Source organism: Parasynechococcus sp., from assembly GCF_045559935.1.
Taxonomy (GTDB): Bacteria; Cyanobacteriota; Cyanobacteriia; order PCC-6307; family Cyanobiaceae; genus Parasynechococcus.
The window spans coordinates 1-14,932 of record NZ_JBJLJL010000003.1 but is presented as its reverse complement, the minus strand read 5'-3'; the positions used below and the strand labels follow the sequence as shown (position 1 = coordinate 14,932).

The 14,932-nt window shown below is 64.5% G+C and carries 18 protein-coding genes and 1 pseudogene; 10 read left to right on the top strand and 9 right to left on the bottom strand.

Going from position 1 to position 14,932, the window contains the following annotated elements; all coding sequences use genetic code 11:
• Positions 1–27: 27 nt before the first annotated feature.
• The gene (locus ACJ0G7_RS01370; protein WP_407394865.1) at positions 28–771 is read right to left on the bottom strand and encodes an RNA methyltransferase; all 744 of its coding nucleotides are present in this window, start codon (positions 769–771) and stop codon (positions 28–30) included.
• Positions 768–1,166 carry a c-type cytochrome gene (locus ACJ0G7_RS01365; protein WP_407394863.1) on the bottom strand — a complete coding sequence of 133 codons (399 nt, stop codon included), beginning with the start codon at positions 1,164–1,166 and terminating at the stop codon, positions 768–770. Before ACJ0G7_RS01365 ends, ACJ0G7_RS01370 begins: the two co-directional genes overlap by 4 nt.
• A 58-nt stretch (positions 1,167–1,224) precedes the next feature.
• Between ACJ0G7_RS01365 and petG the strand changes: the two genes are divergently transcribed.
• Entirely contained in the window at positions 1,225–1,338 is a 114-nt protein-coding gene (gene petG, locus ACJ0G7_RS01360; RefSeq protein ID WP_071839763.1) for a cytochrome b6-f complex subunit V, read from the top strand.
• 10 nt (positions 1,339–1,348) lie between these two features.
• Here petG and rsmD read toward each other — a convergent pair.
• The 5 genes and pseudogenes from rsmD to ACJ0G7_RS01335 form a co-directional block, all read right to left on the bottom strand.
• Positions 1,349–1,882 (bottom strand): annotated as a pseudogene (gene rsmD, locus ACJ0G7_RS01355) (16S rRNA (guanine(966)-N(2))-methyltransferase RsmD); the annotation flags it as partial.
• A complete protein-coding gene (gene hisH / locus ACJ0G7_RS01350; RefSeq protein ID WP_407394862.1) occupies positions 1,879–2,514 on the bottom strand; it encodes an imidazole glycerol phosphate synthase subunit HisH in 636 nt (211 codons plus the stop codon). The gene hisH and the pseudogene rsmD, both read right to left, overlap by 4 nt.
• A 24-nt stretch (positions 2,515–2,538) precedes the next feature.
• Positions 2,539–2,862: a thioredoxin gene (gene trxA, locus ACJ0G7_RS01345; RefSeq protein ID WP_043692066.1), complete on the bottom strand. Its 324-nt coding sequence runs from the start codon at positions 2,860–2,862 to the stop codon at positions 2,539–2,541.
• A 220-nt stretch (positions 2,863–3,082) separates the two neighbouring features.
• Positions 3,083–4,246, bottom strand: coding sequence for a GuaB3 family IMP dehydrogenase-related protein (locus ACJ0G7_RS01340; protein ID WP_043692057.1), 1,164 nt, complete (start codon positions 4,244–4,246; stop codon positions 3,083–3,085).
• 70 nt (positions 4,247–4,316) lie between these two features.
• Positions 4,317–4,868, bottom strand: coding sequence for a CAAD domain-containing protein (locus tag ACJ0G7_RS01335; protein ID WP_407394859.1), 552 nt, complete (start codon positions 4,866–4,868; stop codon positions 4,317–4,319).
• A 93-nt stretch (positions 4,869–4,961) separates the two neighbouring features.
• Here ACJ0G7_RS01335 and gyrA point away from each other — a divergent pair, with 93 nt between their 5' ends.
• Positions 4,962–7,556, top strand: a complete 2,595-nt coding sequence (gene gyrA / locus ACJ0G7_RS01330) for a DNA gyrase subunit A (RefSeq protein ID WP_407394858.1) — start codon at positions 4,962–4,964, stop codon at positions 7,554–7,556.
• Between the two features lie 2 nt (positions 7,557–7,558).
• A complete protein-coding gene (crtL, locus tag ACJ0G7_RS01325; RefSeq protein WP_407394856.1) occupies positions 7,559–8,815 on the top strand; it encodes a lycopene beta cyclase in 1,257 nt (418 codons plus the stop codon).
• On the opposite strand, the gene ACJ0G7_RS01320 is transcribed toward crtL, so the two are convergent.
• On the bottom strand, positions 8,782–10,350 hold the full coding sequence (locus ACJ0G7_RS01320; protein WP_407394854.1) for a glycoside hydrolase family 57 protein: 1,569 nt from the start codon (positions 10,348–10,350) through the stop codon (positions 8,782–8,784). The genes crtL and ACJ0G7_RS01320 overlap by 34 nt on opposite strands.
• Positions 10,351–10,475: 125 nt before the next feature.
• On the opposite strand from ACJ0G7_RS01320, the gene ACJ0G7_RS01315 reads away from it, so the two are divergent.
• The 4 genes from ACJ0G7_RS01315 to ACJ0G7_RS01300 all read left to right on the top strand — a co-directional run bounded on the left by ACJ0G7_RS01315 (position 10,476) and on the right by ACJ0G7_RS01300 (position 13,513).
• Positions 10,476–12,098, top strand: coding sequence for a 2-isopropylmalate synthase (locus tag ACJ0G7_RS01315; protein WP_043692031.1), 1,623 nt, complete (start codon positions 10,476–10,478; stop codon positions 12,096–12,098).
• A 10-nt stretch (positions 12,099–12,108) separates the two neighbouring features.
• Positions 12,109–12,933 (top strand): carbohydrate ABC transporter permease, encoded by an 825-nt coding sequence (locus ACJ0G7_RS01310; RefSeq protein WP_043696774.1) that lies wholly within the window; start codon positions 12,109–12,111, stop codon positions 12,931–12,933.
• A gap of 65 nt (positions 12,934–12,998) precedes the next feature.
• Positions 12,999–13,244 carry a Nif11-like leader peptide family RiPP precursor gene (locus ACJ0G7_RS01305; protein ID WP_043692027.1) on the top strand — a complete coding sequence of 82 codons (246 nt, stop codon included), beginning with the start codon at positions 12,999–13,001 and terminating at the stop codon, positions 13,242–13,244.
• A gap of 83 nt (positions 13,245–13,327) precedes the next feature.
• Positions 13,328–13,513 (top strand): hypothetical protein, encoded by a 186-nt coding sequence (locus tag ACJ0G7_RS01300; protein WP_043692022.1) that lies wholly within the window; start codon positions 13,328–13,330, stop codon positions 13,511–13,513.
• A 4-nt stretch (positions 13,514–13,517) separates the two neighbouring features.
• Here the strand turns inward: ACJ0G7_RS01300 and ACJ0G7_RS01295 are convergent, their stop codons facing one another.
• Positions 13,518–13,727, bottom strand: coding sequence for a hypothetical protein (locus ACJ0G7_RS01295; protein ID WP_043696771.1), 210 nt, complete (start codon positions 13,725–13,727; stop codon positions 13,518–13,520).
• Positions 13,728–13,875: 148 nt separating this feature from the next.
• Between ACJ0G7_RS01295 and ACJ0G7_RS01290 the strand changes: the two genes are divergently transcribed.
• Genes ACJ0G7_RS01290 through ACJ0G7_RS01280 form a run of 3 tightly spaced genes read left to right on the top strand, consistent with a single transcriptional unit; the run spans position 13,876 to position 14,886 of the window.
• On the top strand, positions 13,876–14,298 hold the full coding sequence (locus ACJ0G7_RS01290) for a hypothetical protein (protein WP_407394851.1): 423 nt from the start codon (positions 13,876–13,878) through the stop codon (positions 14,296–14,298).
• A gap of 37 nt (positions 14,299–14,335) precedes the next feature.
• Complete coding sequence (locus ACJ0G7_RS01285; RefSeq protein WP_043692018.1) at positions 14,336–14,584, top strand: hypothetical protein; 249 nt, start codon at positions 14,336–14,338, stop codon at positions 14,582–14,584.
• A complete protein-coding gene (locus ACJ0G7_RS01280) occupies positions 14,551–14,886 on the top strand; it encodes an MTH1187 family thiamine-binding protein (protein WP_253912817.1) in 336 nt (111 codons plus the stop codon). Before ACJ0G7_RS01285 ends, ACJ0G7_RS01280 begins: the two co-directional genes overlap by 34 nt.
• Positions 14,887–14,932 lie beyond the last annotated feature (46 nt).

Here is a 14,932-nt window from a genome sequence, read left to right as displayed (position 1 = left end):
CTGTTGCTCGCGGATCATCGGCAGAGGTTAGGGGCGTCGGGTGGTGAGCGCCCAGCGAAGCTGACGCACCATTCCCCGGATCAGAGCCACTTCCCCGGCCTGGATCGAAGCCCGTTGCAGCAGATCGCGAACCTTGTTCATCCGTGCCGCGGCGGTGTGAGGCAGCAGAAAGCCCACGTCCAGCAGGAGGTCTGAAGCATCCTCCAGGCAGTGATCCAGCTGGCGCGGCGGGGCCGGGTCCGGTTCGGCATCGCCGTCATGCTCTGGCAGGGTCTGCAGTCGGGCCAGCTCGTGCAGCACCACGGCGACAGCATGCGAAAGGTTGAGCGAGGGATAACTGCCGGAGCTGTGCAGGGTCAGCACGCGCTGGCAGAGCCGCAGCTCATCGTTGCTGAGCCCCCGGTCCTCGCGGCCGAACACCACGGCGACGGGTTGATCGTCGCTCTGATCCTGCCTGCCGGTGAGAAGCCAGCCCAGCGCCTCTTCCGGAGCATGCAGGGGGATCGAGCCGTGATCCAGGCGTCCGCAGCTCGCCACCACGCGCCGGCAGTCGGCCACCGCCTCCAGCAGCGATGTGCAGCTCCGTGCTGTTCTCAGCAGCTCCAGACCATGGACGGCCATCCGGCAAGCCTCCGGATCCATTGGGTCGCAGACGGGGCTGACCAGACGCAGTTCCCGCACCTCGAAATTGGCGCACAGCCGCGCAACGCTGCCCACGTTGATCGGCCCGGCCGGCTCCACCAGGACGACCACCGTCTGCGGGCGCTTCAACTCAGCTGGTGCAGATGGGCCAGAAGATCAGCCATGGCCTTCGGCTCAATCTGGAAACTCGGCATCGGCGGGGTCTCACCGCTCACGATCTGATGAATCAGCTGCGCATCACCGACTCGCTCGGTGATGCCCTTGAGCGTGGGCCCGAGCAATCCCTGTCCGGCCAGACCGTGACAGCCGGCGCAGTTGATCCGGAACAGCTGCCCGCCATGGTCCGTGGAGCCCTGCAGATCCAGGGTGGCCCGGATGTAGGGATCCTGGCGGGCATTCCCCAGAACCCAGAGCAGCAGCACGATGCAGGCGCTGGCGGCGAGTACCACCAGGGCGGTGATCAGTCCGCGGCCCCCCTCTTTGATGACGGCAGCCTCTTCCGCAGCAGTTGATGTCGACTCCATGCTCGGATGAACAGGTCATGGAAGAATTGTGTTCGATTCTCCCTGCCGACGCGTCGTCATGATCGAACCCCTTCTCTGCGGCATTGTTCTGGGGCTGATTCCCGTCACGCTGCTGGGTCTGTTCGTGGCGGCATGGAACCAGTACCGCCGCGGTGGTGCTCTGGAGGGTTGAGCAGCAGCAGGCCGCTGATGCCGTAGCGGCGGCGGTCCTTGATGGTCCACCCTTGCGGCAGCTCGATGCTGGCATTCGCGGGGTGTTCGCAGATCACCAGGGCATCCGGGTTGAGCCAGGTTCCTTCGCTCAGAAGTGTGAGGGCAATGGTGAGGAGGCCCGAGGCATAGGGCGGATCGATGTAGACGAGATCGAATCCCGGCCGCGTCCAGCCGCGACGCAGACAGCTGGCCAGGTCCTGACGGATCACCTCGAACCCGCAGGGTTGTGGCGCGGATTCAACCGCGATGCCCAGGTTCTCCGAGCAAACGGCCGCCGTCTTCGCGTCCCGTTCGACCGCCACAACGGCGGCGGCTCCATGCAGCAGCGCCTCGCAGCCCATGATTCCGCTGCCACTGCAGAGGTCGAGCCAGCGACAGCCCTCAAGACGGCTGCCGAGCATGTTCATCACGGCTTCTCTCACCCGGGCGGTGGTGGGGCGCGTGCCTCGGCCCGGAGGACTCTTGAGTCTGCGTCCCCCGCTGAGGCGCAGTTGGCCGCTCATGGCAGCAGGGGGGCCCCGGCGCTGAGCCATTCGATCCAGCGACGCAGCAGCCCGTTCCCTGCGTCGGACGATTTCTCCGGATGGAACTGACAGGCCCCGGTCCTGCCCTCCCAGACGATCGCCGTCACATCGGTGGCACCGAAGGGTGCCGTCGCGGCGGTTGTTTTCGGATCGGACGGAACGGCGGCGAAGGAGTGCACGAAATACACCCAGGGCGCCGGTTCCTCGGGAGGCAGCAGCGGACAACTCTGTCGCCAGGAGAGTGGAGCCCAGCCCATGTGGGGGATCCGCTCCCCCTGCTGAACCGGAAGTCGTTCAATCCGACCCTGCAGCAGTCCGAGCCCGTCGCGTTCCCCTTCGGCGCTGGAGTCGAACAGCAATTGAAGCCCGAGACAGATCCCGAGGATCGGACGCTGCTCCTCACCCCAGCGCTTCAGGTGGGGAACCAGCCCGGTGGCCTCCAGGTTCTCCATAGCGGGGTCGAAGGCGCCGACCCCCGGGAGGATGAGGGCATCGCAGCCCTGGAGCTGGTGGGGAGCTGAAACAGGGCGCAGGCTCTGACCAAGTCGTTCAAGGGCTTTCCGCACGGAGTGCAGATTGCCCATGCCGTAATCGATCAGTCCCAGTTCCAAATCAAAGAGGGAACGCGTCCCCGATCAGAGGTACTTGGAGATGGTGCCGGAGAGGGTTGCCTTGGGAACAGCACCAACGACGGTGTCAACCTTTTGCCCACCCTTGAACACCATCAACGTGGGGATGCTGCGGATGCCGTACTGACTGGCGACGTTGGGGTTCTCGTCGGTGTTGAGTTTGAAAACCTTGATCTGACCTTCGAATTCCTTGGCGATCTCGTCAACGATCGGAGCGACCATGCGGCAGGGTCCGCACCATGGGGCCCAGAAATCGACAAGAACCGGCACATCACTCTGGAGAACGTCCTGCTCGAAGGAAGCGTCAGTGACCGGAGCGGCGCTGGACATAAACCCGGAGTGGATTGCGAGGAATGTAGCAACGAAATCCAGGCCTTTCAGAGATCCGGTGGACGCCCTTGGAATCAGCGATGGCTCCGCAAAAAGAGAGAAAGCCCGAGCTCGTCGGGCCGGGGGGTGTGAGGAGTGTGTGGACCTAGGCCCGCACACAACCCGACCCTAACTCCGGGATCCGGTTGCGTCTCCGCTCCCGGGTCGGAGTTGTTGCGGATTACTTGCCCATCCCCAGATGTTGTGCTTTCTGATACACCTTTCCTTCCGTCAGCAGGGATGGAGCCACCACCACCTCCACCTCCTGCATGTCCCGCAGCGTCTTGGCTCCCAGGGTGCCCATCGAGGTCTTCAGAGCACCGAGCAGGTTGTGGGTGCCGTCGTCGAGCAGTGCGGGTCCGCGCAGGATTCGCTCGATGCTTCCGGTGCTGCCGACGTTGATGCGCGTTCCGCGGGGCAGAACAGGGCTCGGGGTCGCCATGCCCCAGTGGAACCCACGACCCGGCGCCTCGTCAGCACGGGCGATCGGGGAGCCGATCATCACCGCATCGGCTCCGCAGGCGATGCACTTGCAGATGTCTCCGCCGGTGACGATGCCACCATCCGCCACGATCGGCACGTGGCGGCCGCTCTCCTGTTCGTAGTCGCGGCGGGCGGCTGCACAGTCGGCCACCGCCGTGGCCTGGGGAATGCCGACTCCCAGCACCCCACGGGATGTGCAGGCGGCCCCCGGACCGATTCCCACCAGAACGCCGGCGGCACCGGCCCGCATCAGCTGCAGGGCGACTTCGTAGGTGACGCAGTTGCCGATCACAACGGGAACACCCATGTCGCGGCAAAGGGCTTCCAGGTCAAGGCTGGCCCGTCCCTCAGGTCCGATGTGCTCCGTCGACACCACGGTCGCCTGAACAAAGAACAGATCAGCACCGGCTTCCGCGATCGCTGACCCGAAGCGCATCGCGGCCACAGGGGTGCCGCTGACCGCGGCGATGCCCCCCCTCTCCTTGATCTCCCTGATGCGCTGCCGGATCAGGTCTTCCTGCACAGGAGCGCTGTAAAGCTCCTGCATGAGCGGCACAAAGGCGTCCTTCCCGACCGCTGCAATCCGATCCAGGATCGGGTTGGGGTCTTCATAACGGGTCTGCACGCCCTCGAGGTTCAGAACCCCCAGCGCTCCCAGTTCCGACAACCTCGCAGCCATGGCGACATCGACAACACCGTCCATGGCGCTGGCGATGATCGGAATCTCCCGCTCGATCCCCCCGAGGCTCCAACGGGTGTCCGTGACGTCGGGATCGACGGTCCTTCCCCCTGGCACCAGGGCGATTTCATCAATTCCGTAGGCCCGGCGAACGGTCTTGAAGCGTCCGAGCTGAATGTCCACCGCGCGGTCTGGTCGAGTCGGTTCAAGCTACCAACCGGGATTGACCGCAGTGCCGCTCGGCAGGGGGGACTCAGCGTCCGATCACCTTGTCCCAGCGGGCCCGAAGCGAGCTGATCACCTCGGCGCGATCACTTCTGCGGATCAGGTTGGTCAGGCTGAACCGCACCAGCCAGATCAGACCGATCAGCTCCAGCAGTCCTGAACCGACGGGCACGCTGTTGATCGTGCGGATGAGACCGCTGTAGATCTGCACGCCCACCACCAGAAGGATCAGGGCGGTGATCAGGCGGATCGGCAGTCGCAGCTGGATCCAGAGGACCTTGAGCTGATCTCCGTCGATCAGGCCCCGCAGCTTCTCCAGCAGCAGGTTCCATTCGCCGCCCTCGCCTTCCGCGTTCCCCTGAGCGGGGATCGTCACGCTGGCCGTGATGGTCGGGTCTGCGGAAGGTGATGGTGTTGGAGCCGGTGTGGCAGCGGGCGTCGGCTCCGGGGTCACGGCAGGGGTTGGGGCCGGCGTTGGAGCGGGTGTCGGCTCCGGCGTCACAGTGGGAGTGGGGGCCGGTGTGGGTGTCGGACCGCCGCTCGCCGCAGCGTCGGAGAGGGGTTCGTCAGTCGGTCCCATGACACCGGCGAATCTGGAAACGGCAGCCTATCTGAGGTTTTTGGGATGTTCCGCAGGCCGAGATAAACTGAAGCGAGGCAGACAAACCCTTGTATGGCGGTTTCAGTGGGGCCCGGAGGCGGCGGTCCCGGCGATTCCGACGATCGAATCATCCAGACGGATCTGCGCAACGAGATGTCGCGTTCCTATCTGGAATACGCGATGAGCGTGATCGTGGGTCGGGCGCTGCCCGATGCCCGCGATGGCCTCAAGCCGGTGCATCGCCGGATCCTTTACGCGATGTATGAGCTGGGCCTCACCAGCGACAGGCCCTACCGCAAATGCGCCCGTGTGGTGGGCGAAGTGCTCGGCAAATATCACCCCCACGGCGACACCGCCGTGTACGACGCCCTGGTGCGCATGGCCCAGGACTTCTCGATGTCGATGCCCCTGATTGATGGGCACGGCAATTTCGGCTCGGTGGACAACGATCCACCGGCGGCCATGCGATACACCGAATCGCGGTTGCGGGCGCTGACCACCGACAGCCTCCTGGAAGACATCGAGGCGGAGACGGTTGATTTCGCCGATAACTTCGACGGCTCCCAGCAGGAGCCGACCGTGCTTCCGGCTCGGATCCCGCAGCTGCTGCTGAATGGTTCAGCGGGCATCGCCGTGGGGATGGCGACGAACATTCCGCCCCACAACCTCAATGAGCTGATTGATGGCTTACTCGCGTTGATCGCGAACCCAGAGATCACCGATCAGGAGTTAATCCAACTGATCCCTGGCCCGGATTTCCCCACCGGTGGTCAAATCCTGGGGCGTGAAGGCATCCGCGAGACCTACCTGGGCGGCCGCGGCTCGGTGACCATGCGCGGAGTGGCCAACATTGAAACGCTCGAGGTGCCGGGACGCCCCGATCGCGATGCCGTGATCATCACGGAGTTGCCGTATCAGACCAACAAAGCGGCGCTGATCGAGCGCATCGCAGAGCTGGTCAACGACAAAAAGCTCGAGGGCATCTCCGACATCCGCGACGAAAGCGACCGCGATGGCATGCGGATCGTGGTGGAACTGCGCCGTGACGCCTACCCGCAGGTGGTGCTGAACAACCTGTTCAAGCTCACCCCGCTGCAGAGCAACTTCAGCGCCTACATGTTGGCGCTGGTGAATGGCGAGCCAATCCTGCTCACCCTGCGCAAGATGCTCGAGGTGTTCCTCGACTTCCGGGTCGAGACGATCGAGCGCCGCACCCGCTACTTGCTGCGCAAGGCCGAAGAGCGCGACCACATCCTGCTGGGCCTGCTGCTGGCGCTTGATCAGCTGGATCCGATCATTGCCTTGATTCGGGCTGCTCCCGATACGGCCACGGCTCGGCAACAGCTGCAGGAGCGCCATGGCCTCTCCGACGTCCAGGCCGACGCCATCCTGCAGATGCAGCTGCGTCGTCTGACGGCTCTGGAGGCCGACAAGATCCGTCTTGAACACGAGGATCTGGTCACCAAGATCGCCGACTACAAGGACATCCTTGGCCGGCGTGAGCGGGTGTTCGGCATCATCCAGGACGAGCTCGGTCAGCTGCAGGAGCGCTACCCCATCCCTCGTCGCACGGAGATCCTTGACCTCGGCGGTGGGCTGTCCGACATCGATCTGATCGCCAATGAGCGTTCGGTGGTGCTGCTCACTGAGACCGGTTACCTCAAGCGGATGCCGGTGAGCGAATTCGAGGCCACCAGTCGCGGCACCCGCGGCAAGGCCGGAACCCGCAGCCAGGGTGAGGATGCGGTGAAGCTGTTCATCAGCTGCAACGACCACGACACCTTGGTGCTGTTCAGCGACCGCGGTGTGTCGTATGCGCTTCCCGCCTACCGCGTGCCCCAGTGCAGCCGCACGGCAAAGGGCACGCCGGTGGTGCAGCTGTTGCCGATTCCCAGAGAGGAGGAGATCACCTCTCTGCTGGCCGTCTCGGAGTTCAACGACGACACCGATCTGCTGATGCTCACCCGTGGCGGTTTCATCAAGCGGACCCGTCTTTCGGCTTTCAGCAACATCCGCTCCAACGGTCTGATCGCCATCGGGCTCGAGGACGGCGACGCGCTCTCCTGGGTCCGTCTGGCCATCCAGGGAGACAGTGTGCTGATCGCTTCAAGAACGGGGATGACCATTCATTTCCGCCTCAGCGATGACGAACTGCGGCCTCTCGGCCGCAGCGCCCGCGGCGTCCGCGCCATGAACCTCCGCAAGGGGGACAGCCTGGTGAGCATGGATGTGCTGCCGGCTGAGCTGGCGGATCAGGTGGCAGCCAGTGATGCTGACGATGACGAGGGTGGCGATTCCGCTGCCGTCGAGGGGCCTTGGGTGCTGGTGGCTTCCGCCTCAGGACTCGGCAAACGGGTGCCGGTGACCCAGTTCCGTCTGCAGAAGCGGGCTGGGATGGGGCTGCGGGCGATCAAGTTCCGCACCGACGTTGATGCGCTGGTGGGTCTGCGGGTGCTTGGCGCCGGTGAAGAGCTGCTGCTGGTGAGCGAGAAAGGCGTGATCGTGCGCACCAGTGCGGATGCGATTCCCCAGCAGTCGCGTGCTGCCACAGGCGTGAGGCTGCAACGCCTGGATAAGGGAGATCGCCTCTCGGAGGTTGTGCTGGTTCCCCCGGAAGCCGAGCAGGAGGACGACCAGGACGAGGACGCCACCGCAGCGGACGACTGACGTTGACGCACGATCCGGATGTGCTGGTGCTGGGTGGTGGTCCGGCCGCCCTCTGCATCGTGTCGGAGCTGGTCCGGCATGGCGTCTGCGTGGAGGGCATCGCACCGGAATCGGTGCATGCTCCCTGGCCGAACACCTACGGCATCTGGGCGTCGGAACTGGAATGCCTCGGTCTGCAGCATCTGCTGGCCCATCGCTGGAGCGACACGGTCAGTTACTTCGGAGAAGGAGGAGGAACGGATCGCGATCGGGCCACCCTCCACGGCATCGACTACGGCCTGTTCGACAGGGCTGCGCTGCAACGGCACTGGCTGGAGAACGCTGCGGGTGTGAGCTGGCATCAGGACGCGGCTGAGCGGGTGGATCCCGGCCTCGACCACACCACCGTTCACTGCCGCTCAGGTCTGCAGCGCCAGGCACGGCTGGTGATCGATGCCTCCGGTTCCCGCACCCCTCACATCAGGCGTCCCGACCATGGCCCAGTGGCGGGCCAGGCGGCCTACGGCGTGGTGGGGCGCTTCTCCTCCGATCCGATCGCGCCTGGGCGGTTTGTGCTGATGGACTTCCGCTCTGATCACCTCACAGATCTCCAGAGAACGGAACCGCCCACGTTTCTGTACGCCATGGATCTGGGTGATGGGGTCTTCTTCGTGGAGGAGACCTCCCTCGCCCTGGCGCCAGCCGTTCCTGATGCGGTGCTGCAGCAAAGGCTTCAGCAGCGTCTGGATCGGCGTGGGGTTCGGATCACGGAGGTGATCCACGAGGAGTTCTGCCTGTTTCCGATGAACCTGCCGCTGCCGGATCGAACGCAACCGGTGCTGGCTTTCGGTGGGGCCGCGAGCATGGTGCACCCGGCCTCGGGGTACCTGGTGGGTGCGCTGCTGCGTCGCGGTCCGGATCTGGCTCGGGCGATCGCTGAGGCACTGTCGGAGCGGCCCGGTCTGGGATCAGCCGCTCTGGCGCGTCGGGGCTGGCAGGCCCTCTGGCCCACGGAGCTGGTGTTGCGTCATCAGCTCTATCAATTCGGGCTGGGGCGTCTGATGGGGTTCCAGGACAGCTTGCTGCGCCGCCATTTCGAGACCTTCTTCTCCCTGCCTCAGGAGGAGTGGAGCGGCTTTCTCACCAACACACTGCCTCTCCCCAGGCTGATGGCGGTGATGCTGCGACTGTTCGCCAAATCGCCCTGGGAGCTGCGCAGGGGGCTGGTTCTTGGCGCTCCCGCGGATCAGGCTCCGGTCTTCGCCCAGTCCAGCGGCTGAATCAGGGGGAACAGGCGGTCATCCCGTCTGACGTTGTCCAGCCACTCCGCAGGCACATCCTGGCGCTCATCGATGGCGGTGATCAGGCGCCAGAAGCGCTCGAGATGGCGTTCGATCCGCTCGCGGGCCAGTCCGGTGGTGGTGCCGGCCCTGAGGATGAAACTCCAGTCGGAGGATTGAGACAGCAGCAGCTCCCGGGCCGCCTGCCGCAGCAGCTCCAGGTCGCTCTCGCGGGCGACACCCTGGCTGCAGCGCCGCACCATGGCCTCACCCGCCCGCTCCCATTGCGGCACCACCCAGGCGTTGGTGTCGTTCAGCCAGTAGTTGTGGTAGCCGCCCTGTCCCCAGCTGGAGGGACATGGGTCGCAGAGCTGCAGCTGGCCGGCGCTGGTCAGCACATCCCGCAACCGTGTGAAGCCCACCCCCTGGTCGGGCCCCTGACGGAACAGTTCTTTCAGGAAGGCCGGTCCTTCGAACCACCAGTGTCCGAACAGTTCGGCGTCGAAGGGGGCGACCAGAAGCGGTGGCACCGCCATCGATCCCCCCAGCTGCCTGAGCTGGCGTTGACGTCCCTGCAGGTAGTGACGTGCGTGATCCCGGACCCGTCCGGCGGCGATGTCCGGTTGATAGGGCTGTTTCGCCTCCAACGGTGCACTGTGATCGGTCACGCGATGCAGCTTCAGGCTGAGCGGCCGCGGCTGGGAGAGTCCCAGTGGAGCCAGCTTCTCGAGGGGTAGATCCCAGCCCAGATCGCGATGGAATTCCCGGTAGTGCGGGTCGCCGGGATACCCATCCTTGGCGGACCAGACCGGCAGGGTCGCTTCGCTGTCGCGCCCGAAGAAAGCGACGCCGTTACGGCTGCAGATCGGTGCATAGACCCCGTAGCGCGGGCGCGGCCGGCCATGCAGCAGCCCGTGGGCGTCGAGCACCGCATAGCGAAGCCCGGCGTCGCGCATCCAGTGATCGAGGCCTTCGTAGTAGGCGCATTCGGGCAACCAGATGCCGAGAGGACGTTCGCCGATCAGGCGGTGGTGTTCACGCACCGCGGTGCGCAGCTGCCCTCGGACGGCTTCCGGATGCTGTCGCAGCAGCGGCAGATAGCCGTGGGTGGCTCCGCAGGTGAGCAGATCCACGACATCCCGTCGCTGCAGAGCCGCGAAGCGGCCGATCAGATCACCACCGCAGGCTTCCCAGGCCCCCTGGTGCCGTTCGATGGTGGCAGCGAGGTGGTCGGCGGGGCTGCGCAGCTCCGGCGCGACCTCCACAAGCAGGTCAAGACGCTGATCCAGCCAGCCGGGGAACCGCTGCCTGAGATCGGGGTCATCCAGCAGAGAGAGCAGGGTCGGTGACAGCCCGATGGTGACCTTGGGCTGACAGGCCGGATCCGCATCCGCCTGTTCCAGGGTCTCCAGCAGCGGGAGATAGCACTCGATCAGCGCCTGGAAGAACCAGTCCTCCTCAAGCGATCCAGGTTCCGCTGAGCGGACGTAGGGAAGGTGGGCGTGAAGAACCAGGGCGATTGCGCCTTCGGTCACGGAACCACCCAATAGGTGGCTGAATTTAGACCGTATTTCTGCTGACAGAAGGCCGATCCGGAGACTCGCCTAGGATTGATCAACTCATAGTCAGTCCGACTAACGCCCGCCGCTGCAGTGTCGCCATGGCCAAGGACCCCGGTCGCGTCCTCATCTTTGACACCACCCTGCGGGACGGGGAGCAGTCCCCTGGTGCCAGCCTGAATCTCGAGGAGAAGCTGGCCATCGCTCAGCAGCTTGCACGGCTGGGAGTCGATGTGATCGAAGCGGGCTTCCCCTTCGCCAGCGCCGGTGATTTCGCTGCCGTGCAACGCATCGCTCAACAGGTCGGCGGTGAATCCGGTCCGATCATCTGCGGTCTGGCCCGGGCATCGAAGTCCGACATCAAGGCCTGCGCGGATGCGGTGAAACCGGCTCTTCACAGCCGCATCCACACCTTCATCGCCACCAGCGACATTCACCTCGAGCACAAACTCCGCAAGAGTCGGCAGGAGGTTCTGGGGATCGTCCCGGACATGGTGGGCTATGCGCGGTCGCTCGTTGAGGATGTGGAGTTCTCCTGTGAGGACGCCGGACGCAGCGATCCTGATTTTCTCTACGAGGTGATCGAGGCGGCCATCAACGCTGGAGCCACCACCATCAACATTCCGGACACTGTGGGGTACACCACCCCCAGTGAATTCGGGACCCTGATCGCGGGGATCAACCAGAACGTCCCCAACATCGGGGAGGCGGTGATCTCGGTCCATGGCCACAACGACCTCGGCCTCGCGGTGGCCAACTTCCTCGAAGCCGTCAAGAACGGAGCCCGGCAGCTGGAGTGCACGATCAACGGCATCGGAGAGCGGGCCGGCAATGCCTCGCTGGAGGAGCTGGTGATGGCTCTGCATGTGCGCCGTCGTTACTACAACCCGTTCCTCGGACGCGACGCTGACAGTCCGACACCGCTGACGGCGGTCCGCACCGAGGAGATCACCAAGACCTCACGACTGGTCTCCAATCTCACCGGCATGGTGGTGCAACCGAACAAGGCGATCGTCGGCGCCAATGCCTTCGCCCATGAGTCGGGCATCCATCAGGACGGCGTGCTCAAGAACCGGCTGACCTACGAGATCATCGATGCCCGAACCGTCGGCCTGAGCGACAACCGCATCTCTCTCGGCAAGCTCAGTGGCCGCAGTGCCGTGCGCGCCCGCCTCGAGGAACTCGGCTATGACCTCACCCGAGAAGATCTCGATGAGGCCTTCGCACGATTCAAGGATCTGGCCGATCGGAAACGGGAGATCACCGACCGTGATCTGGAGGCGATCGTCAGCGAACAGGTGCAGCAGCCGGAAGCCCGCTTCCAGCTCAAGCTGGTGCAGGTGAGCTGTGGCAGCAGTCTGCGGCCCACGGCCACCGTCACCCTGAGTGACGATGACGCCGGCGAGCGAACGGTTTCGGCCGTGGGAACCGGTCCGGTGGATGCGGTCTGCCGCGCTCTGAACACGCTGGCCGGCATTCCCAACGACCTGATCGAGTTCTCGGTGAAATCCGTGACCGAAGGGATCGACGCCATGGGTGAAGTGACCATTCGACTCCGGCGCGATGGAAGTCTCTACTCCGGCCATGCCGCCGACACCGATGTGGTGGTGGCGGCGGCCATGGCGTTCGTCAACGCTCTGAACCGACTGGTGGCTGGGGAGGCCAAGCAATCGCTGCATCCGCAGAAGGATGCGGTGGTCCCCCCCTCCCGTCCGACGCTCTGAGATCGAGGCGATGCGCCGCACGTTCACCCGCGCTCTGCAGCTGGTGCTGCTGATCCTGCTGGCCCTGCTGGTGCTGGTTCCGCTGCTCTGGCTGGTCAGCACCTCCCTGAAGGGCCCCAGCGAAGACATCTTCAGCAGTCCGCCGGCGCTGCTGCCGGCGGAACCCAGCCTCGAGGCCTATTGGCGCCTGTTCCAGGACAACCCGCTCACGACCTATCTGCTGAACAGCACCGTGGTGAGCGTGCTGGCGGTGGTTGCCAACCTGCTGTTCTGCTCGATGGCGGCCTATCCCCTGGCGCGGATGCGCTTCGCCGGACGCGGGCTGGTGCTGGGTCTGGTGGTGGCCACGATTCTGATTCCGTTCCAGGTGGTGATGATCCCCCTCTACCTGCTGATGGTTCAGCTCGGACTCCGCAACACCCTGGTGGCCCTGGTGATCCCCCAGGCGGCGACCGCCTTCGGGCTCTATCTGCTGCGTCAGAGTTTTCTGGGGGTGCCTGTGGAACTGGAGGAGGCCGCCAGGATCGATGGCTGCAGCCGTCTGGGCGAGTGGTGGAACGTGATGATTCCAGCGGCGAGGGCAGATCTGATCACCCTGGGCATGCTGGTGTTCATCGGCACCTGGAGCGATTTCCTCTGGCCGCTCGTGATCCTGGATGATCCAGGCCTCTACACGCTTCCGCTCGGTCTGCAGCAGCTTTCGAGCAGTTTTTCCCTCGACTGGCGGATCGTGGCTGCCGGGTCGGTGGTCTCGATCCTTCCGGTTCTTGTGCTGTTCGTGCTTCTTCAGCGCTTCATCCTCCCGAGTGCCAGTGGAGATGCCGTGAAAGGTTGAGCGGCACGGCCTTCGCTCTCTGAGAACCGTCGCTGCCCTAGAACAGCGCCTGATGCAGAGCGAAGGTGTCTCTCGAGGATCTCGACCGGCTGCTGGAGCTGCGCCATACCGATGCGGCGCTGGCGGCCCGCCTGGCCTCACCGATGGAGCTTCCCGAACTGATGGCCCTGGCGGCCGAGCGAGGCTTTCAGGTGAGTGGGGATGATGTGCTGCAGGCACGGGAGCGTGAGCTGGCCCAGCGCAGCTCCGAGGATCTGCAGCGGGAACAGGGCGAGGAGGCCCGTCGTCTGCGGCATTTCATTCACGGCTGACGCCGGCCCGCCGTTGTCGGCAGCACAGGCGGCCGTGTCGCCGTTGACTTCTGAGACCAGCTCCGTCCCGAGAGACTGTTGAGATGGATCAGATCAGCATGTCGTTCTGGAAGGACGTCGCGGACTCGAGCTCGAGATGGATCTCAGTCGCCGAACACCTCGCCGAATCGGCGGAACTCAAACCGCTGCTCTCCACAGAGGAACGTGCGACGGGCCTCTGTGATCCCTCCAAGTTCCTGAGCTGGAACGATCTGGTCGGGGAGCGCTGAAGCGTCAGACGGTCAGTTTCACCACATCAGGTGTTTCACCGTGCACTTCGCCGATCCAGCGGGCGTGGGTGACGGCTCCCTCGTGGGTGTGAAACACCCAGGCATCCTCCACGGAATCGCGCACTTCGATCTGACTGCTCGATGCGTTCACGCCGAGGTAGAGCCCCTGGGAACAGGACCTCAGCACAAAACGTTCTGCGTATTTGGTGAGCATCGGCTGTGAAAGGGCTCTCTTTGAGCGATAGCTGACGTAGAGCCCGGCAAATCCCATGTTTGGTATCTCTACCGATTTTCACTCGCTGAGGGTTAATAAAGTGCGTCTGTTGGTCCATCAGTGTCTCCGGTGGACTGAACCGCAGCTGATGGCCTCCGTCGCGGAACCACGGTTCGTCGCAGGTCCGAAGCTGGAGGGCATCGGCTTCCAGTCCCCAGGTATCGCGCAGATAGAGGGCGATCAGCGATGGTTCCGCCGCCTCTGGCTGCTGCCAGTGCACCAGAGCCAGTTCTCCCGGTCGGCAGGTGAGCGTCACCAGGCGGTGATGAGCAACGCCGTCGGGTGCCGGCTGTTCGAGTTCTTCGCAACGCTCCTGGCAGACGAACAGTCGCAGGGGGCCGTTCTGATCCGGCTGCGGCAGGGGGTACTTGTTCAGATACAGGCTGCGAGCACGCCGGAAGGCCGCTCCCGGAGCTCTGGACATCAGGGCGGTGTAGGCCTCCTGCAGGGTGCTGCTCACGGCTGGATGAATGAAGCCGTTCCAGTGTCCGTGATCCGGAGGAGTGGCTGACGTGGGAAGATGGTGACAATTTCGGGATTGGACCGCGATGGCGCTGCATCGCTCCCGCTACCGGCTGGTTGGCCTGGATGGTCTGCCGCATCCGGTGCTTGATGCCCATTACGACACGCTTGAGACGGCTCTGGACGAAGCGCGCTCCTGGTGCGCCGGCCAGGGTGCGGCTTGCGCCCTCGCCGGCCGCGGAATCGCCGTGGAGGTGAGAACCGGCAGCGGTAACTGGCGCACCATCGACTATCCGGTCAGTTGCCTGAAACGACCGATGTCTCCCGCTCCGTGAACTGGGTCAGCATCGATCTCTGTGTGGTGCCGATCGGGGTGGGCGTCAGCCTGTCGCCGTACATCGCCGCCTGTCAGAGGGTGATCGAGGCTGCTGGTCTGGAGCATGAACTCGGAGCCAACGGAACAGCGATCGAAGGACCCTGGGACGAGGTGATGGCCTGCGTGCGGGCCTGTCACGACGAGCTGCACCGGCTGGGGGTTCCGCGGGTCTACACCACCCTCAAGTTGAACACCCGCACAGACCGTCATCAGTCATTCCGCGAGAAGGTCGAGGCTGTGAAGCGGGAGCAGACCTCCTGAAATCTGGAGATGTTCGGGTGAATCAGCGAATTCGGCGTCTGATTCT

Coding starts and splice junctions, on each gene's coding strand:
- ACJ0G7_RS01365 (WP_407394863.1), bottom strand. CDS start 1,166: ATGGAGTCGACATCAACTGCTGCGGAAGAGGCTGCCGTCATCAAAGAG.
- petG (WP_071839763.1), top strand. CDS start 1,225: ATGATCGAACCCCTTCTCTGCGGCATTGTTCTGGGGCTGATTCCCGTC.
- trxA (WP_043692066.1), bottom strand. CDS start 2,862: ATGTCCAGCGCCGCTCCGGTCACTGACGCTTCCTTCGAGCAGGACGTT.
- ACJ0G7_RS01335 (WP_407394859.1), bottom strand. CDS start 4,868: ATGGGACCGACTGACGAACCCCTCTCCGACGCTGCGGCGAGCGGCGGT.
- gyrA (WP_407394858.1), top strand. CDS start 4,962: ATGGCGGTTTCAGTGGGGCCCGGAGGCGGCGGTCCCGGCGATTCCGAC.
- ACJ0G7_RS01315 (WP_043692031.1), top strand. CDS start 10,476: ATGGCCAAGGACCCCGGTCGCGTCCTCATCTTTGACACCACCCTGCGG.
- ACJ0G7_RS01310 (WP_043696774.1), top strand. CDS start 12,109: ATGCGCCGCACGTTCACCCGCGCTCTGCAGCTGGTGCTGCTGATCCTG.
- ACJ0G7_RS01300 (WP_043692022.1), top strand. CDS start 13,328: ATGGATCAGATCAGCATGTCGTTCTGGAAGGACGTCGCGGACTCGAGC.
- ACJ0G7_RS01295 (WP_043696771.1), bottom strand. CDS start 13,727: ATGCTCACCAAATACGCAGAACGTTTTGTGCTGAGGTCCTGTTCCCAG.
- ACJ0G7_RS01290 (WP_407394851.1), top strand. CDS start 13,876: ATGGCCTCCGTCGCGGAACCACGGTTCGTCGCAGGTCCGAAGCTGGAG.
- ACJ0G7_RS01285 (WP_043692018.1), top strand. CDS start 14,336: ATGGCGCTGCATCGCTCCCGCTACCGGCTGGTTGGCCTGGATGGTCTG.